Source organism: Streptomyces sp. NPDC022552 (genome assembly GCF_055561875.1).
The window spans coordinates 31,975-56,497 of record NZ_JBVHGJ010000001.1; the positions used below are offsets into that span (position 1 = coordinate 31,975).

23 protein-coding genes are annotated in these 24,523 nt (G+C 70.2%); 15 read left to right on the forward strand and 8 right to left on the reverse strand.

The features are described 5' to 3' along the window. Positions 1-21 precede the first annotated feature (21 nt). Both rpsN and rpmB read right to left on the reverse strand, forming a co-directional pair. Positions 22-327 (reverse strand): 30S ribosomal protein S14, encoded by a 306-nt coding sequence (gene rpsN, locus ACZ3OF_RS00165; RefSeq protein WP_361667245.1) that lies wholly within the window; start codon positions 325-327, stop codon positions 22-24. After that, positions 327-563, reverse strand: a complete 237-nt coding sequence (rpmB, locus tag ACZ3OF_RS00170) for a 50S ribosomal protein L28 (protein WP_361667243.1) — start codon at positions 561-563, stop codon at positions 327-329. Before rpmB ends, rpsN begins: the two co-directional genes overlap by 1 nt. Positions 564-645: 82 nt before the next feature. Between rpmB and rpmG the strand changes: the two genes are divergently transcribed. The 7 genes from rpmG (at position 646) to ACZ3OF_RS00205 (ending at position 5,503) form a co-directional block, all read left to right on the forward strand. Then, the gene (gene rpmG / locus ACZ3OF_RS00175; protein ID WP_318101116.1) at positions 646-810 is read left to right on the forward strand and encodes a 50S ribosomal protein L33; all 165 of its coding nucleotides are present in this window, start codon (positions 646-648) and stop codon (positions 808-810) included. A 61-nt stretch (positions 811-871) separates the two neighbouring features. Beyond that, positions 872-1,117 (forward strand): type B 50S ribosomal protein L31, encoded by a 246-nt coding sequence (locus tag ACZ3OF_RS00180; RefSeq protein ID WP_361443476.1) that lies wholly within the window; start codon positions 872-874, stop codon positions 1,115-1,117. Continuing rightward, positions 1,117-2,268 carry a CobW family GTP-binding protein gene (locus tag ACZ3OF_RS00185; protein ID WP_467301775.1) on the forward strand — a complete coding sequence of 384 codons (1,152 nt, stop codon included), beginning with the start codon at positions 1,117-1,119 and terminating at the stop codon, positions 2,266-2,268. Before ACZ3OF_RS00180 ends, ACZ3OF_RS00185 begins: the two co-directional genes overlap by 1 nt. A 152-nt stretch (positions 2,269-2,420) precedes the next feature. After that, the gene (gene rpsR, locus ACZ3OF_RS00190) at positions 2,421-2,699 is read left to right on the forward strand and encodes a 30S ribosomal protein S18 (RefSeq protein ID WP_361667239.1); all 279 of its coding nucleotides are present in this window, start codon (positions 2,421-2,423) and stop codon (positions 2,697-2,699) included. A gap of 107 nt (positions 2,700-2,806) precedes the next feature. Further along, on the forward strand, positions 2,807-4,072 hold the full coding sequence (locus ACZ3OF_RS00195) for an NAD(P)/FAD-dependent oxidoreductase (RefSeq protein WP_361667238.1): 1,266 nt from the start codon (positions 2,807-2,809) through the stop codon (positions 4,070-4,072). Positions 4,073-4,217: 145 nt separating this feature from the next. Continuing rightward, positions 4,218-4,385 carry a hypothetical protein gene (locus tag ACZ3OF_RS00200; RefSeq protein ID WP_361667237.1) on the forward strand — a complete coding sequence of 56 codons (168 nt, stop codon included), beginning with the start codon at positions 4,218-4,220 and terminating at the stop codon, positions 4,383-4,385. A gap of 272 nt (positions 4,386-4,657) precedes the next feature. Next, complete coding sequence (locus ACZ3OF_RS00205) at positions 4,658-5,503, forward strand: heavy metal-responsive transcriptional regulator (protein WP_467301780.1); 846 nt, start codon at positions 4,658-4,660, stop codon at positions 5,501-5,503. Between the two features lie 155 nt (positions 5,504-5,658). Here ACZ3OF_RS00205 and ACZ3OF_RS00210 read toward each other — a convergent pair whose 3' ends face one another. Beyond that, a complete protein-coding gene (locus ACZ3OF_RS00210) occupies positions 5,659-6,231 on the reverse strand; it encodes a TetR/AcrR family transcriptional regulator (protein ID WP_361667233.1) in 573 nt (190 codons plus the stop codon). Positions 6,232-6,372: 141 nt separating this feature from the next. Between ACZ3OF_RS00210 and ACZ3OF_RS00215 the strand changes: the two genes are divergently transcribed. The 5 genes from ACZ3OF_RS00215 to ACZ3OF_RS00235 all read left to right on the forward strand — a co-directional run bounded on the left by ACZ3OF_RS00215 (position 6,373) and on the right by ACZ3OF_RS00235 (position 14,905). Continuing rightward, complete coding sequence (locus ACZ3OF_RS00215; RefSeq protein WP_389565966.1) at positions 6,373-7,164, forward strand: SDR family NAD(P)-dependent oxidoreductase; 792 nt, start codon at positions 6,373-6,375, stop codon at positions 7,162-7,164. Between the two features lie 248 nt (positions 7,165-7,412). Beyond that, the gene (locus tag ACZ3OF_RS00220) at positions 7,413-9,881 is read left to right on the forward strand and encodes a CehA/McbA family metallohydrolase (RefSeq protein WP_361667232.1); all 2,469 of its coding nucleotides are present in this window, start codon (positions 7,413-7,415) and stop codon (positions 9,879-9,881) included. A 1,157-nt stretch (positions 9,882-11,038) separates the two neighbouring features. After that, entirely contained in the window at positions 11,039-12,502 is a 1,464-nt protein-coding gene (locus ACZ3OF_RS00225) for a hypothetical protein (protein ID WP_361667230.1), read from the forward strand. Between the two features lie 92 nt (positions 12,503-12,594). Continuing rightward, entirely contained in the window at positions 12,595-14,115 is a 1,521-nt protein-coding gene (locus ACZ3OF_RS00230; RefSeq protein WP_361667228.1) for a hypothetical protein, read from the forward strand. Positions 14,116-14,224: 109 nt separating this feature from the next. Next, positions 14,225-14,905 (forward strand): hypothetical protein, encoded by a 681-nt coding sequence (locus ACZ3OF_RS00235; protein ID WP_361667227.1) that lies wholly within the window; start codon positions 14,225-14,227, stop codon positions 14,903-14,905. A 214-nt stretch (positions 14,906-15,119) separates the two neighbouring features. Here the strand turns inward: ACZ3OF_RS00235 and ACZ3OF_RS00240 are convergent, their stop codons facing one another. The 3 genes from ACZ3OF_RS00240 to ACZ3OF_RS00250 all read right to left on the reverse strand — a co-directional run bounded on the left by ACZ3OF_RS00240 (position 15,120) and on the right by ACZ3OF_RS00250 (position 18,151). Next, positions 15,120-15,554 (reverse strand): carboxypeptidase regulatory-like domain-containing protein, encoded by a 435-nt coding sequence (locus ACZ3OF_RS00240; protein WP_467301784.1) that lies wholly within the window; start codon positions 15,552-15,554, stop codon positions 15,120-15,122. Positions 15,555-16,119: 565 nt separating this feature from the next. After that, the gene (locus tag ACZ3OF_RS00245) at positions 16,120-16,902 is read right to left on the reverse strand and encodes a sulfite exporter TauE/SafE family protein (RefSeq protein ID WP_361667224.1); all 783 of its coding nucleotides are present in this window, start codon (positions 16,900-16,902) and stop codon (positions 16,120-16,122) included. A gap of 121 nt (positions 16,903-17,023) precedes the next feature. Beyond that, on the reverse strand, positions 17,024-18,151 hold the full coding sequence (locus tag ACZ3OF_RS00250) for a magnesium and cobalt transport protein CorA (RefSeq protein WP_361667223.1): 1,128 nt from the start codon (positions 18,149-18,151) through the stop codon (positions 17,024-17,026). A gap of 155 nt (positions 18,152-18,306) precedes the next feature. Between ACZ3OF_RS00250 and ACZ3OF_RS00255 the strand changes: the two genes are divergently transcribed. Beyond that, the gene (locus tag ACZ3OF_RS00255; protein WP_467301786.1) at positions 18,307-19,428 is read left to right on the forward strand and encodes a winged helix DNA-binding domain-containing protein; all 1,122 of its coding nucleotides are present in this window, start codon (positions 18,307-18,309) and stop codon (positions 19,426-19,428) included. Positions 19,429-19,516: 88 nt separating this feature from the next. Here the strand turns inward: ACZ3OF_RS00255 and ACZ3OF_RS00260 are convergent, their stop codons facing one another. Beyond that, positions 19,517-20,458: a response regulator transcription factor gene (locus ACZ3OF_RS00260; RefSeq protein WP_467302787.1), complete on the reverse strand. Its 942-nt coding sequence runs from the start codon at positions 20,456-20,458 to the stop codon at positions 19,517-19,519. Positions 20,459-20,597: 139 nt separating this feature from the next. On the opposite strand from ACZ3OF_RS00260, the gene ACZ3OF_RS00265 reads away from it, so the two are divergent. Both ACZ3OF_RS00265 and ACZ3OF_RS00270 read left to right on the forward strand, forming a co-directional pair. Continuing rightward, complete coding sequence (locus ACZ3OF_RS00265) at positions 20,598-22,310, forward strand: AMP-binding protein (RefSeq protein WP_467301787.1); 1,713 nt, start codon at positions 20,598-20,600, stop codon at positions 22,308-22,310. After that, positions 22,307-23,890: an AMP-binding protein gene (locus ACZ3OF_RS00270; RefSeq protein WP_361667219.1), complete on the forward strand. Its 1,584-nt coding sequence runs from the start codon at positions 22,307-22,309 to the stop codon at positions 23,888-23,890. The genes ACZ3OF_RS00265 and ACZ3OF_RS00270 overlap by 4 nt, the downstream gene beginning before the upstream one ends. Positions 23,891-23,917: 27 nt before the next feature. Here ACZ3OF_RS00270 and ACZ3OF_RS00275 read toward each other — a convergent pair whose 3' ends face one another. Next, positions 23,918-24,514 (reverse strand): GNAT family N-acetyltransferase, encoded by a 597-nt coding sequence (locus tag ACZ3OF_RS00275; protein WP_361667217.1) that lies wholly within the window; start codon positions 24,512-24,514, stop codon positions 23,918-23,920. Between the last annotated feature and the right edge of the window lie 9 nt (positions 24,515-24,523).

The window sequence follows — 24,523 nt, forward strand, 5'->3', positions numbered from 1 at the left end:
GGCCTCGTCACAGGGGCGGGATCACCAGGAGGACTTCGTCACGCCGGGGAGGAAACCGGCGTGTGCCTGCTGCCTGGCGCGGACCCGGGAGAGCCCGAACCTGCGCAGGTAGCCGCGCGGGCGGCCGTCCACGGCGTCGCGGTTGCGTACGCGCGTGGCGCTGGCGTCACGCGGCTGCCGGCGCAGCTCCGCGAGCGCGGCCTCCCGTTCCGCCGCGGTGGAGGACGGGCGGCGGATGATCGCCTTGAGCTCGGCCCGGCGGGCCGCGTACCGCTCGACGATCACCTTGCGCTTCTCGTTCTGCGCGATCTTGCTCCTCTTGGCCATCAGACCTTCCCTCCCCGTGCGCGGATCCTGGCCACCGCGGCCTCGACGCCGATCACGTCCACGGTCTTGATCGCCCTGGCGCTCAGCGTCAGGCGGACGTGCCTCCCCTCGCTCGCCAGCCAGTAGCGCTTGCGCTGGATGTTCGGGTCGAAGCGGCGCGAGGTGCGCCGGTGCGAGTGGGAGATGGAGTTGCCGAATCCCGGCTTTGCGCCGGTCAGCTGGCAGTGGGCGGACATGAGTGGTGCACCTCTCTCGATGAGCAGAGCATCGATGCGCCTCGCGTATCGATAATGAAAACCATTGCCATATACTAGCGTCATGGCACGCAACGAGATCCGCCCGATCATCAAGCTCCGCTCCACCGCCGGAACCGGGTTCACCTATGTCACCCGCAAGAACCGGCGCAACGACCCCGACCGGCTCGTGCTGCGCAAGTACGACCCCGTCGCCGGCCGTCACGTCGACTTCCGCGAGGAGCGCTGACGGCCCCGCCCTCCCCTCACCCGCCCGACCCCAGCCCTGACCGACCCCGAAAGAGCCCGCCATGAAGCCTGGAATCCACCCCGCCTACGGGCCCGTCGTCTTCCGCGACTCCGCCTCCGGCACCGCGTTCCTCACCCGCTCCACCATGACCAGCGACAAGACCGTCGAATGGGAGGACGGCGCGACATACCCCGTCGTCGACGTCGAGATCTCCTCCGCGAGCCACCCCTTCTACACGGGCACCGCCCGCGTCATGGACACCGCCGGCCGGGTCGAACGCTTCGAGCGCCGTTACGGAGCCCGTTGATGGACCACGCACACCAGCTCCCCGTCGTGATCGTCGCCGGGCTCCACGCCGACGCCCGCAAGGAGGTCGTCGAACACCTCCTGCGGACCGTCCCGGGGAGCGCGGCGCTCCACCACGACCTGACCGGAGCGGCCGACGGCACCGTGCTCCGTACCGTCCGGGACGCCTCGGGCACCCTCTCCCGAGGCGAGACGCCCCTGGTCGACGACTGTGCCTGCTGCGCACTGCGCGAGGACCTCGTCCCGGAGCTGCACCGAATGGCGGACAGCGGGTCGACCCGTCTCGCCGTCGTCGAACTGTGGGACTCCGTCGAGCCCAAGGCCATGGCGGAGGTGGTCGCCGCGCACGGCGGGGGCCGCCTGACGGTGGCGAGCGTGATGACCGCCGTCGACCCCGCGCTCGTCCTGCCGTACCTGGCCAACGGCGACGACCTCGCCGAGACCGGCCTCGCCGCCGCCCCCACCGACCGGCGCACCGTCGGCGACACGTGGGCACGCCAGCTGGAGTACGCGCCCGTCCTCGCCCTCGTCGACAGCGAGGAGGCCGACGAGGAGGACCACGCCCTCCTCGCCCAACTTCACCCCACCGCACGTCGGGTACGGGCCGATTCCGTCGAACTCGCCCGCGCGGCGTTCGCCGGCTTCGACGTCGAGGCCGCCGCGGCCGCACAGCACCCCGCTTGCGCACTCCTGCCCCAGGAAGCGGACGACGCGGGCGTCGCCACGTTCGTCTGGCACCGCCGGCGGCCGTTCCACCCCGAACGCCTCTACCAGGCACTCGAGGACCTGTGTTGCGCCGCTGCCCGCAGCCGCGGCCGCTTCTGGCTGGCCGACCGCCCCGACACGCTGCTCGCCTGGGACGCGGCCGGCGGAGCCCTGTGCGTGGAGAGCGCCGGGCCGTGGCTGGCCTCGCTGCCCGACGCGGCCTGGGAGATGGTGCCGCCGGTACGCCGGGCAGCCGCCGCACTCGACTGGCACCCCGACCACGGCGACTGCTGTCAGCACCTGGTCTTCACGTCGCCCGGCCTCGACCGGGACGGCCTGGAGCGGCTGCTCGACTCCTGCCTGCTGACGGACGCGGAGTACGCGTCGGGCCGCGAGGCCTGGAAGCGGCTGCCCGCGGCCTTCGAATCCCTGCTGGACGCGGCCTGACCGCCGTACGGCTGCCGCCCGGCCGCCGTACGGCTGTCCGCTGCCCGCTGCCCGCTGCCCGCGCCCGACCGCCGTCCGGTCGCCGCCGGCGGACCCGCCCACACCGCACCGATCCCCGATCGCCGATCGCCGATCGCACGAGGAGAGCCGCCATGGCCCGCCGCCCCGACCCCCGCAAGCCCACCAAGCCGCGCCCCAACCCGCTCGACGCGGCCGGGATCACGTACATCGACTACAAGGACACCGACCTGCTCAGGAAGTTCGTCTCCGACCGGGGGAAGATCCGAAGCCGTCGTGTCACCCGCGTCACCGCCCGACAGCAGCGCCGGCTCGCCATCGCGATCAAGAACGCCCGCGAAATGGCCCTGCTGCCCTACGGCGGCCGACAGCACCAAGGGGGCCCGGTGGCGGGCGGGTCCGCCGCGGCCTGAACCCGCCTCATCCGAACGGCAGTTCTCTACACTTGGTCATGCGCCTGACACGGGGGGGCGCTGCACCACTCCCATGAACGGCAGCAACCGAAGGGGGCGATCGGCGCATGACCAGGCCCGAGAACGCGGGAGACGACTACGACGTCGTCATCGGCGGAGCCAGCCTCGCCGGCAGTGCGGCGGCGACCTTGCTGGCCCGGCGCGGTGCCCGCGTCGCCCTGCTGGAACGCCGCTCGGACCCCGAGGCGTACAAGGTGCTGTGCACCCACTCCATGACCGCCGGCGCCTACCCGGTACTGGACGAACTCGGCCTCGTCCCCGCTCTGGAGAAGGCGGGAGCCGTCCGCAGCGAGGCCCGCTGGTACACCCGCTGGGGATGGATCGAGCCGAGGGCCGCGCCCGCGGGCCCCGAGCTCCCGTACGCGTACAACATCCGGCGCAGCGTCCTCGATCCGCTGATCAGGTCTCATGCGGCCCGGACCCCCGGCGTGGACCTGCTCCTCGGCCATCGCGTGACCGGGCTGGTCGGGGAGGCCGGGCGGACCGTGGGGGTGCGCGCGACGACACCGGACGGCGAGCGCGAGATCCGGGCCCGCCTGGTGGTCGGCGCCGACGGCAAGGACTCGGCCGTCGCGAAGCTCGCCGGGGTTCCTGGACGGCAGCACGAGAACACGCGGTTCGGCTACCTCGCGCACTTCCGCGACCTGCCGCTGCCCGGCGGGATCGGTCAGACGTGGTTCCTCGAGCCCGACATGGCGTACGCGTTCCCGAACGACGACGGGGTGACGGTCCTCGCGGTGCTCCCGGACAAGAAGCGGATGCCTGCCTTCCGAGAGGACCTGGAGGGCAGCTTCACCGACTTCGTGCGCGCCCTGCCCGAGGCCCCGGCCATCGACTCCGCCGAGCGCGTCTCGAAGATCATCGGCCTGGTCGACTACCCGCTGCACAGCCGCAGGCCGACCGCACCGGGCGTCGCGCTCATCGGGGACGCCGCCCTGACCGGTGATCCCCTGTGGGGAGTCGGATGCGGCTGGGCCCTGCAGTCCGCGCAATGGCTGGCCGAGGCGGTCGCCCCGGCCGCGACCGGCCGGGGCGACCTCGACAAGTCGCTCGCGGTGTACGCCCGCCGGCACGCTCGCCGGCTACGCGGCCACCAGTACCTGGCCGCCGACTTCGCCAAGGCCCGTCCGTTCAACCCCATGGAGCGGCTGATGTTCTCGGCGGCGGCGCGCGACGAATCGGTGGCGCGGCACATGCACCTCTTCGCCAACCGCCTGATCGGCCCGCTGCGCTTCCTGAACCCCCTGGCGGTGGCCAAGGCCTCGACGGTGAACCTCAAGCACCGCAGGACGACCGCGGCAGCCACACGCTGAGCGGCACGCCCCCGCCGAGGCGAGCCGCCGCGCGGCGCGGTGGCCGCCCCCGCACATCCTCGTCGGCCGAGGACGCGGATCAGGGAAACGACAGGATTCCGGCCGGACCCTCGCCCCGGCGACGGTCCGGCGACATGCTCGTACCGTGGTCTCCTTCTGGTACTCCGACGGCGGGGTACGCCGAGCTGCCCGCGCCCTCGGGGCCGTGGGCGTGGCCCTGGCCACCGCCGGCGTCGCCCTCGGCTCCCTGTGGCTGCTGGGCGTCGCGGCCTGGGTCCTGATGGCGGCGATCGGCATCGAACTGCTGCGATGAGCGTGGGGCGGATCGGCTCCACGCGCGCCGAGCGCGGACCTCGCGGCCGTCGTGACACGGGGGCGGGTCTCGGAGGCCGATTGAAGGCCCGGCGGTTCGTCCCCCCCCGGTAGCGGTTCCGGGGCACCGCGACGGCCCTGCGGGCGAGCTCGTCGATACGGGGATCGGCGGGACCGCAGCGCGGGGTCGGACAGGCTGTCGCTGGTCGTGCAAGCGCGGCGGATACTCGGGGCTTGACCTTCGAGTCGGGTGGAAGGTTTACCGTCGGAGGTGTGACGACCTACCGCATCTCGCAGCTGGCCGAGCGTTCCGGCGTTCCGGCCACCACGCTGCGCTTCTACGAGACCGCGGGGTTGCTGCCGGCCGGGCGGACCGCCTCCGGGTACCGGGTGTACGGCGAGGACGCGGTGGACCGGTTGGCGTTCATCTCGTCGGCGAAGCTGCTGGGCTTGGCGCTGGAGGAGATCCGCGACCTGCTGGAGGTCCGGGAGGAAGGCGTGTGCGCCTCGGTCCGGGCCCGGATGCTGCCCCTGGTGGCCGACCGGATCAGGGAGACGGACGGCAGGGTCGCCGAGTTGCGCGCCTTCTCCGACCGGCTGGGCGAGGTCCACGCGGTACTGGCGGAGCCGGCACCGGACGGTGCGTGCGGACCGGACTGCGGCTGCACGTCCGCCCCGTCGGCGGCGGCGGCCGGGCCGGTGCCGGTCACGCTCTCACCGACGCGCCCCGAGACCACCGGTCCGGCAGCGACCGACTCGGCTGCGGGCGATCCGGTGGCGGGCGGCGAGGCGTGGCGGGAGGCTCCGGTGGCCTGCACCCTCGGCAGCGCCGAGCTGAGCGAGCGCACGGAACAGTGGCGGGCGCTCGTCGCCAGAGCCGGGCGGCGCGAGGACATCGACGAGGGCCTGCGACTGTCCTTCCCGCCCGACGCCGACCTCGCCGGGCAGATCGCGGCCCTCGCGGCGGCCGAGCAGGCATGCTGCGCGTTCTTCGACTTCACCCTGCACCTGACCCCCGACTCCCTTCAGCTGAGTGTGCGTGCGCCTGAAGGCGCCGCCGGGACGCTGGCCGGCCTGTTCACCGGACCGCGCTCCTCACGGCCGTCAGCCTTGAAGTGAGCACCCTGCCCGTCGCCCGATGGGCGGCTGCTTCGAACCGGCCTCGCGGGCCGCGGCGGACGCACTCGAGCCGCGGGGCGCATCCCGGAGATTCGTGGACCGGTCCGCGAGTGACGTCGGCCACGACGCCGCCACGGGTGCGGGCGGCCCGACGTCTACGGGGTCTGCGTCGGGGTGAACTTCGTGAGAATCAGCAGGGTGTCGACGAGGTCCTCGGCGGGGGCGCCGGTGGCCAGGCGACGCAGCTGCTGCCCGAAGACCAGGGCGACGGCCACGCCCGCCAGGCGTTCGGGGTTCGCCGCGCCGAGGTGGGTCAGGATCCGGGTGGCCAGCAGGTCGTAGGCGGCGAAGCACTCGGCCGCGGCGGAACGCAGCCGCTCGTCACGACCGGCCTGGACGTACAGCTCGAACGGCGCGATGTGGCGGCTGTCGAAGGCGTTGCCGCCCGCGACCTGCGCCACCACCTCGGCAGCCTGCCCGATGTCGAAGCGCTCGTCGGAGCAGGCGTCGGCGAGCTCCGTGAAGTGCCGGGTCTCCTCGGCCACGAAGTGCAGCAGGCTCTCGCGCAACAGCTCGTGCTGGGTGGCGAAGTGGTAGGTGACGGAACCGAGGGAGACTCCGGCCTCCTTGGCGATCCGCCGGTTGGTGAGGGCGGCGATGCCGTCCTGCCCGATGATCCGCAGTACGGCGTCGATGATGCTCTGGCGGGTGTCGGAAGCATGGGGCATGTCGACATTCTGCCCCATCGGCCACCACGACCGCCCCGGCGTGGGTGGGCAGTTGGGGATGTCCGAGGTGTGGACAGGGCGCAGAGCGATCTCTACTGTTCGTTCGAACGAACAGTAGAGGGCGGCCGCGCGGGAGTCATCATGGACATATCCGGATCGAACGTTCTGCTCACCGGGGCTTCCGGAGGCATCGGCTCAGCCCTGGCGGCGCGCCTGGCAGCCCAGGGAGCCCGCCTTACGGTCACCGGGCGCAGGGAGGATGCCCTCAAGGTCACCGCGGACGCCTGCGGCGCCCGTACCGTGGTCGCGGATCTGGCCGTCCGGTCGGACATCGTCCGGCTCGCCGAGACGTGCGCCGAAGCGGACGTCCTCGTGGCGAACGCCGCCCTCCCCGCCAGCGGCGACCTCCTGGACTACACGGAGGAGCAGCTCGACCGTGCCCTCGACGTGAACCTGCGCGCGCCCGTCCTGCTGTCCCGGCTGCTCGCGGCCCACATGGTGAGCCGCCGCCGCGGCCACATCGTGCTCGTCGGTTCCATCTCCGGCAAGGCTGCGACCAAGTCGACGTCCCTCTACAACGCCACGAAGTTCGGGCTGCGCGGATTCGCCCTCGCCCTGCGCCAGGAACTCAGGGGCACGGGCGTGGGGGTGTCCCTCGTCCAGCCCGGCTTCGTCCGCGACGCGGGGATGTTCGCGGCCACGGGCGCCACCCCGCCGAGGGGCATCAGGACCGTGACTCCCGGACAGGTCGCCGACGGCGTCGTACGAGCGGTCCGCCGCGACCGGTGCGAGGTCAACGTGGCACCGCTGGAGCTGCGGCTGCTCAGCGCCGTCGCCGGGCAGTTCCCAGGGTTCGCCGAGCGGGTCCAGGCCCGAGCGGACGTCGACGGCTCCGTGCGACAGATCGTCGAGGCCCAGCGCGCACACCGCTAGGCGCGGGCGGCTCCGTGACGCGGGACGGGGCCGCTGCTTTCCCCCTTGTCCCGCCCGGGCGGACCCCCGCTCTCCCCGGCCGTCCCCGCCGAGCGGGACGGCCGCTCTTCCCCCGCCCCCTCAGATCCGTCCGTGCCCGCATCCGAACGCACCGCCCCCGCACGTCCTCGCATCCGAACGCACCGCCCCCGCACGTCCTCGCACCCGAACGCCCTTCCACGCCCCCCACGTGAACGGAGAGCACGACTGTGCCGAGTCAACACCTCCCGAACGCCGTGCCCGGCCCGCCGCCTCCCGGCCAGGACGTCGAGCGCAGGTCCCTGCTCCGCTTAGGGACCCTGCTGGCCGCGGGCGGGGTCGCCGCGCTGGTTCCCGCACCGATCGCCCACGCCTCGACCAGGGGCATGGGGACGGACACAGTGACGACCACCTACAAGGGCCGCGCCCCGTACGGCCACGACCAGTGGGCGTACGTCGCCTTCGACGTCCCCGCCGGCGTGCAACGGATCTCCGTCTCCACCACCCACGACGCCACCGCCGGCATCCTGGACCTCGGAATCTTCGACCCGTCCCGCTTCCGCGGCTGGTCGGGCGGCGCACGGTCGGGGTTCACCCTCTCCGCGGTGGACGCCACGCCCGGCTACATACCCGGGCCCGTCGAGCCGGGGAGGTGGTCCGTCATCCTGGGGCCGATCGTCGGCGCCACCGGCGGCATGACCTGGCAGGTCGACGTGACCCTGCACCGCGGAGACCAACTGCCCCAGACTCCGTACGACATCCTGCCCGGCTCCGTGGCGGGACGCGGGCCCGGCTGGTACCGGGGCGATCTGCACCTGCACAGCGTGCACTCCGACGGGCAGCGCACGGTGGACGAGATCGTCGCGGCCGCCCGCCAGGAGGGGCTGGACTTCATCGCCACGTCCGACCACAACACCAGCTCGACCGGGGTGACATGGCGCGGCAACATCCCGACCGACCTGCTGGTCGTCAACGCCGAGGAGGTCACCACGCGCCACGGCCACTGGCTGGCCGTCGGCCTGCCCCAGGGCGAATGGGTGGACTGGCGCTACGGCCCCGCGAACCAGGGGGCGTTCGAGGGCCACGCCCGGCGCGTGCACAGCCTGGGTGGCCTCACGATCGCAGCCCACCCGCTCACTCCGGCGCCTGGATCCTTCTGGGAGTTCGGCCTCGACCGCGTGGACGCGCTGGAGGTGTGGAACGGGCCGTGGACCCTGGACGACGCGGCCAACATCGCCGCCTGGCACGTCATGCTCTGCCTCGGCAAACGGGTCGCCGCCGTGGGCAACAGCGACGCCCACAGTCCCGCGGACGCCGTCGGCCGGCCCCACAACGTGGTGTACGCCGACAGCCTGTCGACCCCCGCCGTGCTGGACGCGCTACGCCTGGGCCGGTCGTACGCCGTCGAATCCGCCGCCGTGACCCTGGACTTCACCGCCCGCGGCGGAGGGGCGGTGGCGGGACCGGGTGAGGAGCTGCCGCTGTCGTTCTTCGACACGGTCGACGTGACCTTGGACGTGACGGGCGCTCCGGACAGCGTCGCCACGCTGTACACGGAGTGGGGAATCATGGCCGCGACCTGCATCGACGGCACCGGCAGGGGGCAGCTGCGCTGGCGGGGCTGGGGCAAGGCCTCCCTGTTCGCCCGGGCCGAGGTACGCCGGCTCAAGCCCGCCTCCACCACGCTGGACCAACTGGTGGCCCTCACCAACCCGGTGTGGTTCCACTCCGCTCAGCTGCCCCCGTACGACGTCGAGCGGCGCGCGCTGTTCCACAGCGAGCGCCGCCCCGACGGGTCGTGGAGCAGCATGCGTCCGCTGCCGGGAGCCTCGGCCGGCGAAGCGTCGTTCGCGGGGGTCCAGAGCGCCTCGGCCGGCATGGCGGACGGCTCCGTCGTGGTGTTGGGCATCGCGCCCGACAACGGGCTCTGGCTGACCACCGTACGGGGTTCGACCACGCTCCAGCCGTGGCAGCGCGTCGCAGGGCCGGACGGCTCGACCGGGTTCACCGTCCGGGAGGCGGACATCGCCGCCTTCCCGGACGGCACGTGCCAGATCGTGGTGACGGCCATGGACGGCACCACCTACCACCAGCAGCGTCGCGCCGACGGCGGGCTGCCCGGCTTCCGTGCGGTGCGAGGCTTCACGGCGAACAGCCGCTGGGGTGCGACGAAGGTGTCGATCACCGCCATGCCCGACGGGTCGGCCCAGTTGCTCAGCTACGGCACGGACGGAGCCATGTACCACTGCGTCCGCGGGCGGGACGGTGTGTGGACGGCCTGGGGGCGTCCGGCCGGCTACGGCGGGGCCTCGTCGTTCGCCGGACCCGCGCTGGCGATCACCGGAATGCCCGACGGTTCCTCCCAGGTCCTCGCGATCGGCCTCGACGGGAAGGTCTACCACCAGCTGCGACGGCCCGACGGCTCCTGGACCGGATTCCGGCCCCCGCGGGGCGTCACCACCGCCACCATGGGGGCCAGCGCCATCGGCATCACGGGAACGCCTGACGGCTCCGCGCAGGTGGTGGCCGTCGGACCAGACGGCCGGATCTGGCACAACCTGAGGAAGCCGGACGGCTCCTGGACGCCGTTCGCCCAGATACCCGGCCCGAACGGGAGGGACGCCTTCCCCGCGGGACAGGTCCGCATCACCGCACTGCGTGACGGCACGACGCACGTGACGGCCATCAGCGCCGGCTAGACGCACGAGCGGGGCCGGCCCGCGAGGCGCGCGGGCACGCACGGAGACCACGGGGGACCTCGCGCCGGGAGTGCGGTGGGAGTGGGCCGGTGAGCGCCTCGTCGCGCGTTCGACGTGGCGCGGACTCCGGCTGCGGACCCCGGCACGGCGGCCCTGTTCGGCGGCCTCTGGGGACAAGCGGTGACGTGCTGTGCCGTGGCGGGCTGGACCGAGCTCATGATCGCGGCCCCCGGTGGACTTCCTTCCGTGGTCCCCAGTGACGAGGTGACGTCGTACTGCCACCCGCCGAGGATCGCCCGAGTGACGACGACCGGCACATCGACAGCCGGGAGTTGGACGCGATCGTCCGGGACACGGACGGTCCCACCCGAGTACGCCTGCACGGCTGACGCGAGCCGTCGGGGCCACAGGCAGGTCAGCCCTGTCCCTCGACCGGGTTCGGCCCTCCGGCCGACGAGCGGATCCCCTGCTGTCCACGACGTTCAGCACGCCAGGGCGCCGCGGGCGCGCCGGGGCCGTCCACTCGGGGTGCCAGGGGGAGAGGTGGGGAGGAGGCCCCAGGAGACCGGCTGGTGCCCAGGTATCGACGTGGATGAGGGTCGGGAGGCGGTACCCCCGTTTGCGGCTCCGGAGGCGACTGGCCGTCAAACGCCCCAGAACCCTGACGAAGGACCAAGGTTGGTCCGTTAGGCACAAGTTGCCCACCACGTGGTGTGGGTTCATGCTGAAGAGGTGGCCCTGCTCGCGCGGTCCACCAGGCTGCACCTGACGGTCGCGCAAGTCTCCAGGACTGCGGCGGGCCTGCCTCAATGCGGCCCGGAAACCCAGGCCGAGGGCGCCTCCCTGCGGCTGCGCGCCTTCGGGCCCCGGGACTTATGGGCCGCGCAGCGGCACAACTCACCTTCGCAGGTCCTGCCTGACTTCGGGTGCGCGTCTCCGACCTCCTTTGCGTGCTTGGGAACATCCCGGCGGTACAGGCCAGGATCCCGCCCTTTTGGAGCAGACAGTACCCATTCCGTCGCCCACTCCAACCTGATCCGCGAGGCCCGAGGCTGTCATGCAGCCGAGGAATTAGCCGGATTTCCTATCATTCAGTCATCGCCTGGGGTGTCCCGAGAAAATGCAATCGCAAGCCCCGGTGCCAGAAGGGTCCTCTCATGGCCTACACAATAGGCGACCTTGGAAATACCTTCCGCGATCAGATGTACAGAATACTGGCCGGCGGCGATATGACAGTGCCGCCGTCCAAGGATTCGTTCATCACCTGGTGTATGCCCGGGCTTCCGTACCAGGCGGCTGACTTCAACTTTGCCGCGCAGGGAATCGGCACCGGTGCGAATGCGAACGAAGACAAGGTGTTGCTGCAGCAAGCCTTCAACTTCGCCTCGTTGGTCGACTTCATCCCCGACGTGAAGTCGGCCTACTCCAGCGACAGGCAAGACGGAGTCTGGCGCAACGCCAGCGGTGCCCGGCTGAGCGAGATCTACGGGCAGATCCTGAGGTTCTCCAAAGTGGTGCACTACGAACTGACCGATGCGCAGAAGGAGAATTTGGAGAAGTTCCGCGGCTTGCTCCGGACAACTCGCACTGTTAAAAGCCTCGTCGGCGACGGAGAAAAGCAGGTCACCGAGGACAGTGAGCTGCTCAAGGCTTACAAGTCGTACAAGCAGCTCTATTACATCGCTGCACAGAACTACAACGCCAAGCGCATTGCCGCGCAGGCAGCAACCGGTGAACCGGGCAAGTTGGCCGTTGCGGATTGGAGCAACAACGCAGAAATATACAGGCTTCTCGTGAGCTCGGCCATGGACGAGTGGACGTCCGGTGGCTACCGCAACGAGGTCGATGAAATCAACGCGTACATCCACCAGACCACAGAAAAGTCGATGCTGCTCTGGAAGCAGAATCTAGAGCGGTTCTACAACGAGGCGATCGTCAACGCCCTCGGGCCAGGCCAACGCTTCCCCTACACGACGGTCGTGCCCGGAAACTTTGCGACATCATCGGGCTGGACCACCTACCAGATGTATCACCAGATGCTGGATACATCGATGCACACCGAGGAGACGAACTGGTCAGCCGGCGCTGGGCTCGGATGGAGCCTGTGGAGCGCCAAAGCCGGTGTCACGAGCACCTCGTCCGAATACGCGCACAACTTCCAGGTCGACGACTTCTTCCTCTCTTTCGCGATGACCCAGGTCCAGATCGTACGTCCCTGGTTCTATCCCGAGTTTCTGGAAAATCGTGGCTGGACGCTGCGGAAGGGGGAGGGCTGGAACTATGACGAGATGCCCTCCGACGGTGCCAGGCCTCCCAACGGTCGGTTCATCGGCTATCCGCTACAGGCGCTCTTCGTCAAGGACGTGACGATCCGCTCCTCCAAGTTGACGCAGGCCTTCACCGCCTACGCGAACTCCGTCGGAGCCGATGCCAGCGTCGGTTGGGGGCCATTCGTCCTCAAGGGCAGCTACAGCCACAAGGAGTCAGGAAATCACTTCCACTCAGAAAGTGATGGTGCGAGCATCACGGTCCCGGGAATGCAGATCATCGGTTTCGTCAACCACCTGCTCGGCAAGACGCCGAACCTCCTGGATGGAATCAAGGAGGAGGACACGGTGTGAGTTCCGCTGAACGGCCACAACGGCGTCAGCATCCCAAGGATAGCGATCGGATCATGACTAATGGTCAGCGAAGATCCCTCGACGCTGCGACCGTGCTGGGCATCGCGTCCAAACTGCAGGCGATGCTCACCGATCCCGAGCACATTGTCAGCACCCCTGTGACACCGCATGCGTATCAAGCCAAGCACCTGAACTTCACCCCCCCACGTGATGCGGTCCAGGAGAACACGCTGGCTGAGTTCTCTGAGCTCGTGAACCGGATCCCCACCAGCCCGATATGGCAGCCGTCCACGACCGTGCACCTTTGGGACATCTACGGGGAGATGCTCGGCGCAGACCTGGCACGCAGCAGCCTCGCGACGGACGAAGAGCGGGATTACGGCAAAGCCTTGGACTACCTCTACGACACGGGTCCTGATGGCAACGTCGCCGCCTCACAGGCGCTGCGGGACTACCAGACGGCCAGCCACGCGTGGCTGCAGGCCAGCATCGACTACAAGCAGGCTCAGCAGACCGCGAGCATGTCCACAGACCCGGCCATCCGGACCCGCTGGCAGGAGGTGGACGAACCGCGGCTGCGTCAGGTCCGGGATGACGCGTTGACCGCCTGGATGGGTCCCGGCCGCAAGAACGAGGTCGAAGAGGAGCTGCGCACCGTCACCGAACTGGGGGCGAAGATGCCCTCCGCGGTATGGAGACGGCACCGCGAGACCTTCAACCCCAAACTTCCGGATCAATTCTCCACGGCACCGAACGGAAGCCGTTTTGTGCCGACCTTCTACGCCCCTGGGGAAGTCCTGGACGTGGCCTGGCCACGTGTGGAGCTGTCCCGAGAGATGCTGGTGACCCTGTCCTCCCAGGCGTCGCCGGCCCTGACGGCAGCTCTGGGCGGCACCATCGACGACGACATCCACTCCGTCGTATTCGACTACTGTCCGGTGTCGATCGCCCGGCCGTGGTTCGACCCCGTGATGGACCTGTTCGGTTCACGGGCCTGGAGGTTCCCCTCAGGCGTACAGCCACTCAGCGACGGCGCCGACCCACCCCGAGGCCGGTGTCCTACCTTTGTGGAGTCTGTCGCCCTTGTGCGTAACATCGAAACCGTGCGCCTGAGCGGGAATGAGCTCTCCTCCGGAGAGGCATTCCTGGAGGGCGATCCCGAGCACGCTTATGCGTCTATCGATCTGGATACCGGTAGCCGAGAAGTTGGCGTTCCTGACTTGTCCTGGGACTCCATATCGGCAGGAGTCCCACAGTTGAGGTCACTGAACGATGCCTCGTTCTACCTCGCAAACTCCACTGACTTCGACGCGCTGAGACCGGCACGTCTCTATAGAGAATCGGAACCACCCCATCGCCCGTTCGGAGAAGGCTACCTCAGGGCTGCTGAAGGATACAGCCTTACCGGGACACTCATGATCTTCCGCACGACCGAGGCCAATATCGCCAAAGTCCAAGTGCTCGAGTCCGGATCCTACGCAAAAATCAGATGGGCCACCTACAAGGTGGGTCGAGATTCCACCATTTCGGACCCGGAAGACATCTACATAGCCGCATTCACCTGCCGGCGCCTCTCGAGATGTCCAGATCCTGATCCCATGCTCCCGTGGTGACCCGGATCCAGCGAGGCCGGCGCGTACCTGCAAGAGCTCTCTCCTCTCGCGAAGCGGCAGGTGCTCGGGGCTCATCGGCGGCATCACTTCAATCAGGAAGGCACGCGAAATGCCGCGCGAAGGCTCGCCCAAGGAAGTCCACAACATGGTTGTGCTGGGAACGGGTAGCCCCGTGTACCTCAGTCATATGGCAAAGTTCAAAGCCCCGCACGATTACCAGTGCATTGTCCAGGCCGTGATCAGTGGCACGGAATATGAGACCGGACGCCACCGTTTCGGCACTTCGGCTCTGTTCACGCTGAGCCCCGATCCGCTCTCTATCGCCGATCTTCAGGCCCCGACGTCCGTGTCCTCGGACACTTTGCACGGCCGCTTGTTCTTCGGTCATGCCGGAAGAGATGGTGACGTGCTGGGTGACACGGCAGTGGATTTGAAGCAGACTCTGTACTTCCAGCGTCTCAATCTTCCAGCCAGTCGCTCGCCGGAGTTGCGATATATCTTCTTCGGTGGGCGTGCAGGTGAATTCTTGGCGCACCAGATCACCGGACCCCCTGACTTTGATCAAATCCTTGCCGTTCAGCCGATGGCAGGCAATACGCAGCCGCTTGACTCCCCTCCTGGCACTCTTCTTGGTTTCCCGGGGCGCGAGAACCTATTGGACGGCAGGCTGGCCCCGGGAGAGCAGGTCAAAGGTACCGTCATGGAAGGGGACGGATCCGCTACTCAGTACGAGACCCATCTTCAAGTCGTGGCCGAGGTCTACCTTGAGACTGACGACCTGCAAGGGTGATACGGGATTCTCAGGTAGGGGGACACAGGCGGCCGGCAAGATCCCGGCGATCCCGAAGCAGCGTCACGCTGTCGGCGCGGTCCGTTTCCGAGTCCGAGATGGGCGATTGCATCGCAACGATGCGACAACTAGCTGCTCGCAGCGGGCAGGTTGTGCTCACGTCTTCTCGCCAGCGTGAATTGGAACTAGGCATCTACTCCTGCGCCTCAGGCATCTACTCCTGTGCCTCGAAGTGCTCTTGGAGTCTTCTCTGCACGTCCTGGAGCACCCCACTCGGTACCTTGAGCCGTGACAGGCGGGACGCCGCCGATCGAGCGTAGTTCTCGTCACTCGACACCACGGCGAACAGATACCCACCGAGAACGTCCACTGCCGACGGAGTGTCGACGCCAGTACCGCTCCTGAGCAAATAGCGATCCAATGGACTGCCGTTGCCGGAAGGTACGTTGGCGACAACCGAGGGGTGCCACTCATCGGCATTGGTCAACGACCAATGCGTATCAAACCTTACTGTGACCGTTTCGCCCGTGGGAATCTCCACGTCATACCGTCCCTCGTCGTTCGTGTAAGCCTTCCCGACGAGAGTCCGATCCCGATAGACGCTGACCTTGACCATTGCGATCGGCTTGTTGTCGATGGCTGCTCGCACATGCCCATACATGAGATGTCCTCGCGACTGTGGCGGGTTGACCGCGGTGACGATGGCAATAGCCCAATCGTCCGGTGTTGCAGACCTTGGCCCACATGAGCCGCATGAGCGCTTACTGGCTGGGAAAGGTCTGCCACAAGGGCTCCATCTCCAGTATCGCGTGGCTGGGATGGGCCGCAACGTGTTCGAGGTCGGCGCAGACCGGCACGACTGTCGAATAGGCGGTTGCCGTGCGCGGCGATGTCTTCCCCGGAGGCCGCCGTCACACTCGCAGGGGACCCCGCGCCCGCACGGCACAGCCGCTGCCGTACACCGGGGCTGCGGGCCAACGTCCGTGCACGTCTCCGAGGCCGCGTACGGGCGTTGCAGCGTGGTCGGGGAATCGAGACAGGGCGGAGGCATGGGCTCGGCGGCCGGCCGCTGAATGGTGCGGTCAGGCTGCGATGCGCCCATCCTCGTCCGTCCAACCCCGTTGGAGGTCGAGGCTGACGCGGAGTGTGGCCGCGCGGGGGCAGCGATGCCGGAGCCGCCCACCGGTGGCGGCCGAGCCTTCGTGCGGAGCCGCTCACAAGGCCTGCGTCGCGTAGAGGGCGCCGATCGCCGTGGCCAGTGTGCCGAGCAGCAGGCGCAGGGCCCGCTCGGGCAGGCGGGGCTGGAGGCGGGCGCCGAGGTACCCGCCGACCAGTCCGCCCAGGCCGCAGGCCAGACCGAGCCACCAGTCGGGGGCGACATCACCGGAACTGGCCAGGGACAGCGCCACGTACGCGGCGGCGCCGACGACCGAGGTGGCGAACGTGGCGGCGAGCGCCGCCGGTGCCACCCGGGCCATGGGCAGGCCGCGGGCGGCCAGGATCGGCCCGAGCAGCGAGCCGCCGCCGATGCCGTAGATCCCGCCGACCACTCCCACCCCCACCGCCAGCGTGGTGAGGACGGCGGGGGACGGCTCCGCCGCGGACGGCGGCCGGTCGCGGGCCGGGACGAGCGTGCGGGCGCACAGCCAGAGCCCGAGCGGCAGGAGCAGAGCGGCGATCAGCAACCGGAAGACCCCCGGGCCGGGGAGGGCGTAGACGCGGATGGCGGCGCCGACGACCACACCCGGCAGAGTGCCGGCGGTCAGGCGCCGTGCCAAGGGGCCGCGCAGCGCGCCGTCACTGCGGTACCGCCACAGGGCGCCCGGCCCGGCCACCACATTGAACAGCAGGTTCGTCGGGGTGATCGCCGGGCTCGGCACCCCGAAGACGCTCAGGTGGACCGGCAGCAGGAACACCGCCCCGGACACGCCGACCGGCGCGGTCACCACCGCGATGAGCAGCCCGGCGGCCAGCCCCGCGCACACCGTCCACTCCACCCGGGTCCCCGCCCCTCAGTCGCCGCCCGGACAGTATCCGCACGCCGACCGCCCGACGGGGCACAAGCAACGCGATGTTCACGAACACGACCAGGACCACCAGGGCACGCCCGTTCGCTGCCTACAGCCAGTCCTTCTTCTTGAAGACCACGTACAGACTCGTACAGACCACCGCCATCAGCACCACCGCGAACGGATACCCGCCCGCCCAGTGCAGCTCCGGCATGTTGTCGAAGTTCATCCCGTAGATCGTCCCCACCAGCGTGGGCGCGAACAGAATGGCCGCCCACGAGGAGATCTTCTTGATCTCCTCGTTCTGCTCGAAGCCCGCCTCCGCCAACGCCCGCATCTCCGCGTTCTGTTGCTGTGTCACCAGCGTCGCGTTCACCGTCAGGATCTCCGTCAGGGCCTGGCGGAAGCCGTCCACGCGTTCGCTGGTGTGGGTGACGTGGTCGGCCACGTCGCGGAGGTAGCGCTGGAGCTCCTCGTCCGTGCCGTACTTCGCGAAGCCCGCCATGAGGCCGTGCAGCATGCCCACCAGGGGGCGGGTGGCGCGCTGGAACTCGACCATTTCCCGGGAGAGTTCGTAGATACGGCGCGAGACCGCCGGGTCCCCGCCGAAGACCTCGGTCTCGATCTCGTCGATGTCGTTCTGGACGCCCGCCACCACCGGGGCGTAGCCGTCCACGACCGCGTCCAGGATCGCGTACAGGACCGCCTCGGGGCCCAGGGCCAGCAGGTCCGGGTCCTCCTCCATGCGGAGGCGGACCGCCGAGAGGTCCGGGGCCGCTCCGTGCCGGACCGTGATCACGAAGTCCTGGCCCACGAAGATGTGCAGCTCGCCGAAGTCGACCTCCTCCTGGGCGTCCAGGTAGCGAGCGGCGCGCAGAACCACGAAGAGCGTGTCCCCGTACCGTTCCAGCTTCGGGCGCTGATGCGCCTCCAGCGCGTCCTCGACCGCCAGCTCGTGGAGGTCGAACTCGCCCGCCAGGGAGTGCAGTTCGGACTCCGTCGGACGGTGCAGGCCGATCCACGCCATGCCGTCCGGGTGCTCGCGCAGCTGCCGGAACGTGTCCGCGAGCGTCGCGGGGGAGGCCACCTTGCGTCCGTCCCGGTACAGGGTCGCCTGCACCACGCTAGGCCGGTCCGTCGCCTCGGAACCGGGTCCGGACTGCTGCGGCTCCGGGCGCTGCGCCGCCGGCGGTTCCGGCTGGCGGCGCCAGGCTGCGCGGGGGCGACGCTCCGACATCGTGGGGTCCATCTCCGTATGCATGATCGGGGCCAGTGGCTCCCCGGCAGGATATACGGGGTGAATCGGCGTAGCTCGGCGGCAGAGGCACCCCGTGCACCCCCGACGCCGCAATGCGGACCATGCCTGTCCGCAAGCCCGAGTAGCGTGCCCCTATGCCCTCCACGTTGACGAACCCGGTCCTCTCCACCCGCGCCCTGGGCCGTGCCACGCTGGCCCGACAGCTCCTCCTGGAGCCTGCCGCGACCTCCGCCAAGGACGCCGTCTCCCACCTCATCGGGCTCCAGGCGCAGAACACCAAGCCGCCGTACTACGCCCTCGCCGCCCGGCTCGCCGGCTTCCGGCCCGAGCACCTCTCCGACCTCATGGAGTCCCGCGAGGTCGCCCGGATCGTCACCATGCGCTCCACCATCCACACCCACACCGCCGAGGACATCCTCACCCTGCGGCCCCTCGTCCAGGCCGCCCGCGACCGCGAGCTCACCATGTTCCGCAAGGGCCTCGACGGCGTCGACCTCGACCGCCTCGCCGCCCTCTCCCGCGAGCTCGTCGAGGAGGCACCCCGTACCCCCAAGGAGATCCGGGAGTCCCTCCTCGTGCACTGGCCCGACGCCGACCCCCAGTCGCTCTCGGTCGCCGCCCGCTGCCTCCTGCCGCTCGTCCAGGTCACCCCGCGCGGCCTCTGGCGCCGGAGCGGGCAGGTCCGCCTCACCACCGCCGAGAACTGGCTCGGCCGCCCCGCCGAACCGACCCCCGCCCCCGACGCGACGGTCCTCCGCTACCTCTCCGCCTTCGGCCCCGCCTCCGTCAAGGACATGCAGACCTGGTGCGGCCTCACCCGCCTCCGTGACGCCTTCGAGCGGCTGCGCCCCCAGCTCCTCACCTTCCGGGACGAGCACGGCGTCGAACTCTTCGACCTCCCCGACGCCCCGCGGCCCGACGCGGACACCCCGGCCCCGCCGCGCTTCCTTCCCGAGTACGACAACCTCCTCCTCTCCCACGCCGACCGGACCCGCTTCGTCTCCGCCGAGGCCAGGAACCGCTCGTGGAAGGGGAACCAGGCCTTCCCGGTCTTCCTCCTCGACGGCCTCGTGGCCGGGCTGTGGCGCCTGGAGGAGACCAAGGAGGGCACGACGATGACCGTCCAGCCCTTCGGCCCTACCACCAAGGACCACCGCGCCGCCCTGACGGAGGAGGCAGAGCGGTTGGCGGGAGCGGGGGTGATGGGGGCGGGTGGCGTTCCGTTCGGGGTGGTGTTCGGTGTCGTGGACGCGTAGCCGGCCCTTCACGGCGAGCGCCCCCTCCGGCGACAGCCGCTCACGGCGAGCGCCCCCTCCGGCGACAGCCGCTCACGCCAAGCGCCCCCTACGGCAGCAGCCCCGCCCTCCTCGCCGTCACCACCGCCTCCAGGCGCGTGTGCGCTCCCAGCTTGCGCATCGTCGAGCGCAGGTAGCCCTTCACCGTCTCCGGGCGCAGCCCCAGCCGTTCCGCCGCCACCGCGTTCGTCACCCCCGAGGCCACCGCCGCCAGGACGTCCAGCTCGCGGGGCGTCAGCGACACGCCCGGCGGGCGTTCCGGTCCCGCCGAGGCCGTCTCCAGGCGGCCGCACACCGCCAGGAGCCGGGCCCGGAGCTCCGGGTCGGTGATCCGCGGGGCGAGTTCGCACAGCTCGCCGTGCGCCTGGCGGACCTCCTCCCACGACGGCGACGGCACCTCGCCCGACCCCGACCCCGAACCCGACCCCGACGCCGACGACGACCCCGAACCCGAACCCGGCCCCGAACCCGATCCCGGCCCCGATCCCGGCCCCGAACCCGGCCCCGAACCCGAACCCGGCCCCGAACCCGATCCCGCCCCGAACCCCGGACCCCGCCCCACCCTGAGCCCCGGCCCCGTCAGCAGATCCCGCACCTCGTCCCGTACCGCCAAGGCCTGCTCCACGTCCCGGGCCGCCGACACCGCCGCGTCGAAGACCCGGTCGCCCAGCGGCAGCGCGTCCCGCAGCGCCCCGTACAGCACCCCCCGCACCTTCCGTCGTACGACGACGGGCACCGCGATCACCGAGCGGAGCCCCTCCGCCGACACCGGAGCGTCGTACTCGTGTGTGATGTGCCGCGCCGACGGATAGTCGACGACCGCGCAGGGCCGCGACAGCGCCAGGCACTTCCCGCCCAGGCCGCTGCCCGCCGAGATCGCGAGGCCGCGCAGGGCAGGGGTCAGCGCTCCGCTCAGCTCGGCGATCCGCAGCCGGCGGCCGTCGTGCAACAGACCGCCGAAGACCACCGCGAGGCCGGTGGTGCGGCGCATCCGCAGCAGCGCCGCCCGCAACTCCGTCGATTCGATCCGCTCAGGCACGCGACCACTCCTTCACCCCCGAACGGGGGTAGTGAGACCTGGGTCACTGATTACACGATGTCCGTGACCGGAACCGCAACGAGGAGGACATATGACGGCTACCACCGCGACGGAGAGGTTCCGGGCCGCCCGCGACTTCCTGCTCCAGCACCGCGAGGACTACGAGACGGCGTACGAGGGCTTCGCCTGGCCCCGCCCCGACCGGTTCAACTGGGCCCTCGACTGGTTCGACGTCGTCGCGGCCGGCAACGACAGGACCGCCCTGCACATCGTCGAGGAGGACGGCGCCGAGACGCGGCGGAGCTTCGCCGAGATGTCCGCCCGCTCCCACCGGGCCGCCAACTGGCTGCGCGCGCAAGGCGTACGGGCCGGAGACCGGATCATCGTCATGCTCGGCAACCAGGCCGAGTTGTGGGAGACCGCGCTCGCCGCCATGAAGCTGCGGGCCGTCGTCATCCCGGCCACCCCGCTTCTCGGCCCGGCCGATCTCCGCGACCGCGTCGAGCGCGGCCGGGCCCGGCACGTCGTCGTGCGCGCCGAGGACACCGCCAAGTTCGACGACGTACCGGGGGAGTACACCCGGATCGTCGTCGGAGGCGGGCGCGCGGGCTGGATCTCGTACGAGGGCGACTCCGAGGGCGACTCCCGGGGCGCCTACGAGGGTGCGCACGAGGCGTCCGAGATCTTCGAGCCCGACGGTGCCACCCGCGCCGACGACCCGCTGATGCTGTACTTCACCTCCGGCACGACCGCCCGCCCCAAGCTGGTCGAGCACACCCACACCTCGTACCCCGTCGGCCATCTCGCCACCATGTACTGGATCGGCCTCAAACCCGGCGACGTGCATCTGAACATCTCCTCGCCGGGCTGGGCCAAGCACGCGTGGTCCAACCTCTTCGCGCCGTGGAACGCCGAGGCGACCGTCTTCATCCACAACTACACGCGCTTCGACCCGGCGCGCCTCATGGCCGAGATGGAGCGGAACGGCGTCACCAGCTTCTGTGCCCCGCCGACCGTCTGGCGCATGCTCATCCAGGCCGATCTCACACAGCTGAAGCACCCGCCGCGCGAGGTCGTGGCGGCCGGCGAGCCGCTCAACCCCGAGGTCATCGAGTCCGTGCGCCGGGCCTGGGGCGTCACCATCCGCGACGGCTTCGGGCAGACGGAGACGGCCGTCCAGGTCTCCAACAGCCCGGGCCAGCGTCTGAAGGAGGGCTCCATGGGGCGCCCGAGCCCCGGCTACCGGGTCACGCTCGTCGACCCGGTGAGCGGCGAGGCGGATGTCGAGGAAGGCGAGATCTGCCTCGATCTGTCCGCCGCCCCGGTCGGCCTGATGACCGGCTACCACGGCGACCCGGAGCGTACGGCCGAGGCGATGGCGGGCGGCTACTACCGCACCGGTGACATCGGCTCCCGCGACGCCGAGGGCTACATCACGTACATCGGCCGCAGTGACGACGTCTTCAAGGCCAGTGACTACAAGATCAGCCCCTTCGAGCTGGAGAGCGCGCTCCTGGAACACGAGGCGGTGGCCGAGGCGGCCGTCGTCCCGGCCCCGGATCCGCTGCGGCTCGCCGTGCCGAAGGCGTACGTCGTCCTCGCGGAGGGCTGGGAGCCGGGCGAGGACACGGCGCGGGCCCTCTTCGCCCACTCGCGCGCCGTGCTCGCCCCGTACAAGCGGCTGCGGCGCATCGAGTTCGCCGAGCTGCCGAAGACGGTCTCGGGGAAGATCCGCCGGATCGAGCTGCGCGAGCGTACGGCGAAGGGCGAGGGTACGGAGTACGCGGAAGGGGACCTCGCATGAGCCTCTCCTACGCACACGGTGCCGGCCCCACCCCGCTCCTCGGCGACACGATCGGAGCCAACCTCGACCGGGCCGTCGCGACCTGGCCGGAGCGCGAGGCACTCGTCGACGTCCCGACCGGACGCCGCTGGACCTACGCCCAGTTCGGCGCGGACGTCGATCGTCTGGCGGACGCGCTGCTCGGCAGCGGGGTCGCCAAGGGGGACCGGGTGGGGATCTGGGCGGTGAACTGCGCCGAGTGGGTGCTCGTCCAGTACGCCACCGCCCGCATCGGCGCCGTCATGGTCAACATCAACCCGGCCTACCGCGGGCATGAGTTGGAGTACGTGCTCCGGCAGGCGGGGATCTCGATGCTCTTCGCCTCCCTCACGCACAGGACGAGCGACTACCGGGCGATGGTCGAGCAGGTCGGCGACAACTGCCCGGAGTTGCGGGAGGCCGTCTACTTCGGCGACGCGAGCTGGGACGAACTCCTCACCCGTACGGCGGGGGAGCTGCGCCCCGCGGAGCTCTCCTGCGACGAACCCGTCAACATCCAGTACACCTCGGGCACGACGGGCTTCCCCAAGGGGGCGACCCTCTCCCACCACAACATCCTGAACAACGGTTACTTCGTGGGCGAGATGATCGCCTACTCCGAGCAGGACCGGGTCTGTGTCCCGGTGCCCTTCTACCACTGCTTCGGCATGGTGATGGGCAACCTCGCGGCGACCTCGCACGGCGCATGCATCGTGATCCCCGCGCCGTCGTTCGACGCCGCGGCCACGCTCCGCGCGGTCCAGGAGGAGCGGTGCACCTCGCTGTACGGGGTGCCGACGATGTTCATCGCCGAACTCGACCTCCCCGACTTCGCCTCGTACGACCTCTCCTCCCTGCGCACGGGGATCATGGCGGGCTCGCCCTGTCCGGTGGAGGTGATGAAGCGGGTCGTCGCCGAGATGAACATGGCGGAGGTGTCCATCTGTTACGGCATGACGGAGACCTCGCCCGTCTCCACCCAGACACGGCGCGACGACGACCTGGAGCGCCGGACGGGCACGGTCGGCCGGGTCATGCCGCACGTCGAGGTGAAGATCGTCGACCCGACCACCGGCCTCACCCTGGAACGCGGGGTGGCCGGCGAGCTGTGCACCCGCGGCTACAGCGTGATGCTCGGGTACTGGAACGAGCCGGACAGGACCGCCGAGGCGATCGACGCGGGCCGCTGGATGCACACCGGCGACCTCGCGGTGATGCGCGAGGACGGGTACGTCCAGATCGTCGGCCGCATCAAGGACATGATCATCCGCGGCGGCGAGAACGTGTACCCGCGCGAGATCGAGGAGTTCCTCCACGGGTACGACAAGATCGCCGACGTCCAGGTAGTCGGTGTCCCGGACTCCCGGTACGGCGAGGAGATCCTGGCCTGCGTGATCCCGCGCGACCCGGCGGACCCGCCGAGCCTGGACGACATCACCGCGTACTGCCGCGACCGGCTGGCGCACTACAAGATCCCGCGCCGGGTGGAGATCCTCGCCGAGTTCCCGATGACGGTGAGCGGAAAGGTGCGGAAGGTGGAGCTGCGACAGCGGTACGGGTGAGGGCGCCGGCCCCGCGGAGCCGGGGGGCTAGGGGGCCGGCGCTCGCTCCGGGGCCGGCGCGCGCTGCGCCGGCGGGGGGACGGAGCGGGGTGCGGGCGCCGCCCCCGCCCCGGCCAGCTCGCGGCGCATGCAGACGCGGGGCCAGGTCGCCAGACCGTGCGCGGCCTCGGCCCGCTGGATGGCGCGCAGGCCGGCGGTGAGCTGGGGATCGGAGTCGGCGAGCGGGCGGAAGCCGAGACGGGCGTAGTACGGGGCGTTCCAGGGGACCTCGGTGAAGGTCGTCAGGGTCAGCGCCGTGAGGCCCTGCGCGGCCGCCTCCGCCGCGAGGTGGTCGATGAGGGCGCGGCCGATGCCCCGGCGGGCGGAGGCCGGGTGCACGGAGACCTGCTCGATGTGGGCGGCGCCGTCGACGGTGTCCGTCAGCAGGTACGCGACCGGACGGTCGGCCTCGTCGGCGGCCACCCAGGCGCGACCGGCCAGGCGGTAGGCGTCCAGGACGTCCAGCGGCAGGGGCTCGTCGTCGGCGATGGCAGCCATGTCGAGGGAACGGAACGGTTCGCCCGCGGCTCGCTCGATGTCCTGGAGCAGCGGGAGTTCGGCCGGCGCGGCCGCTCTGATGCGCATACGACGAGT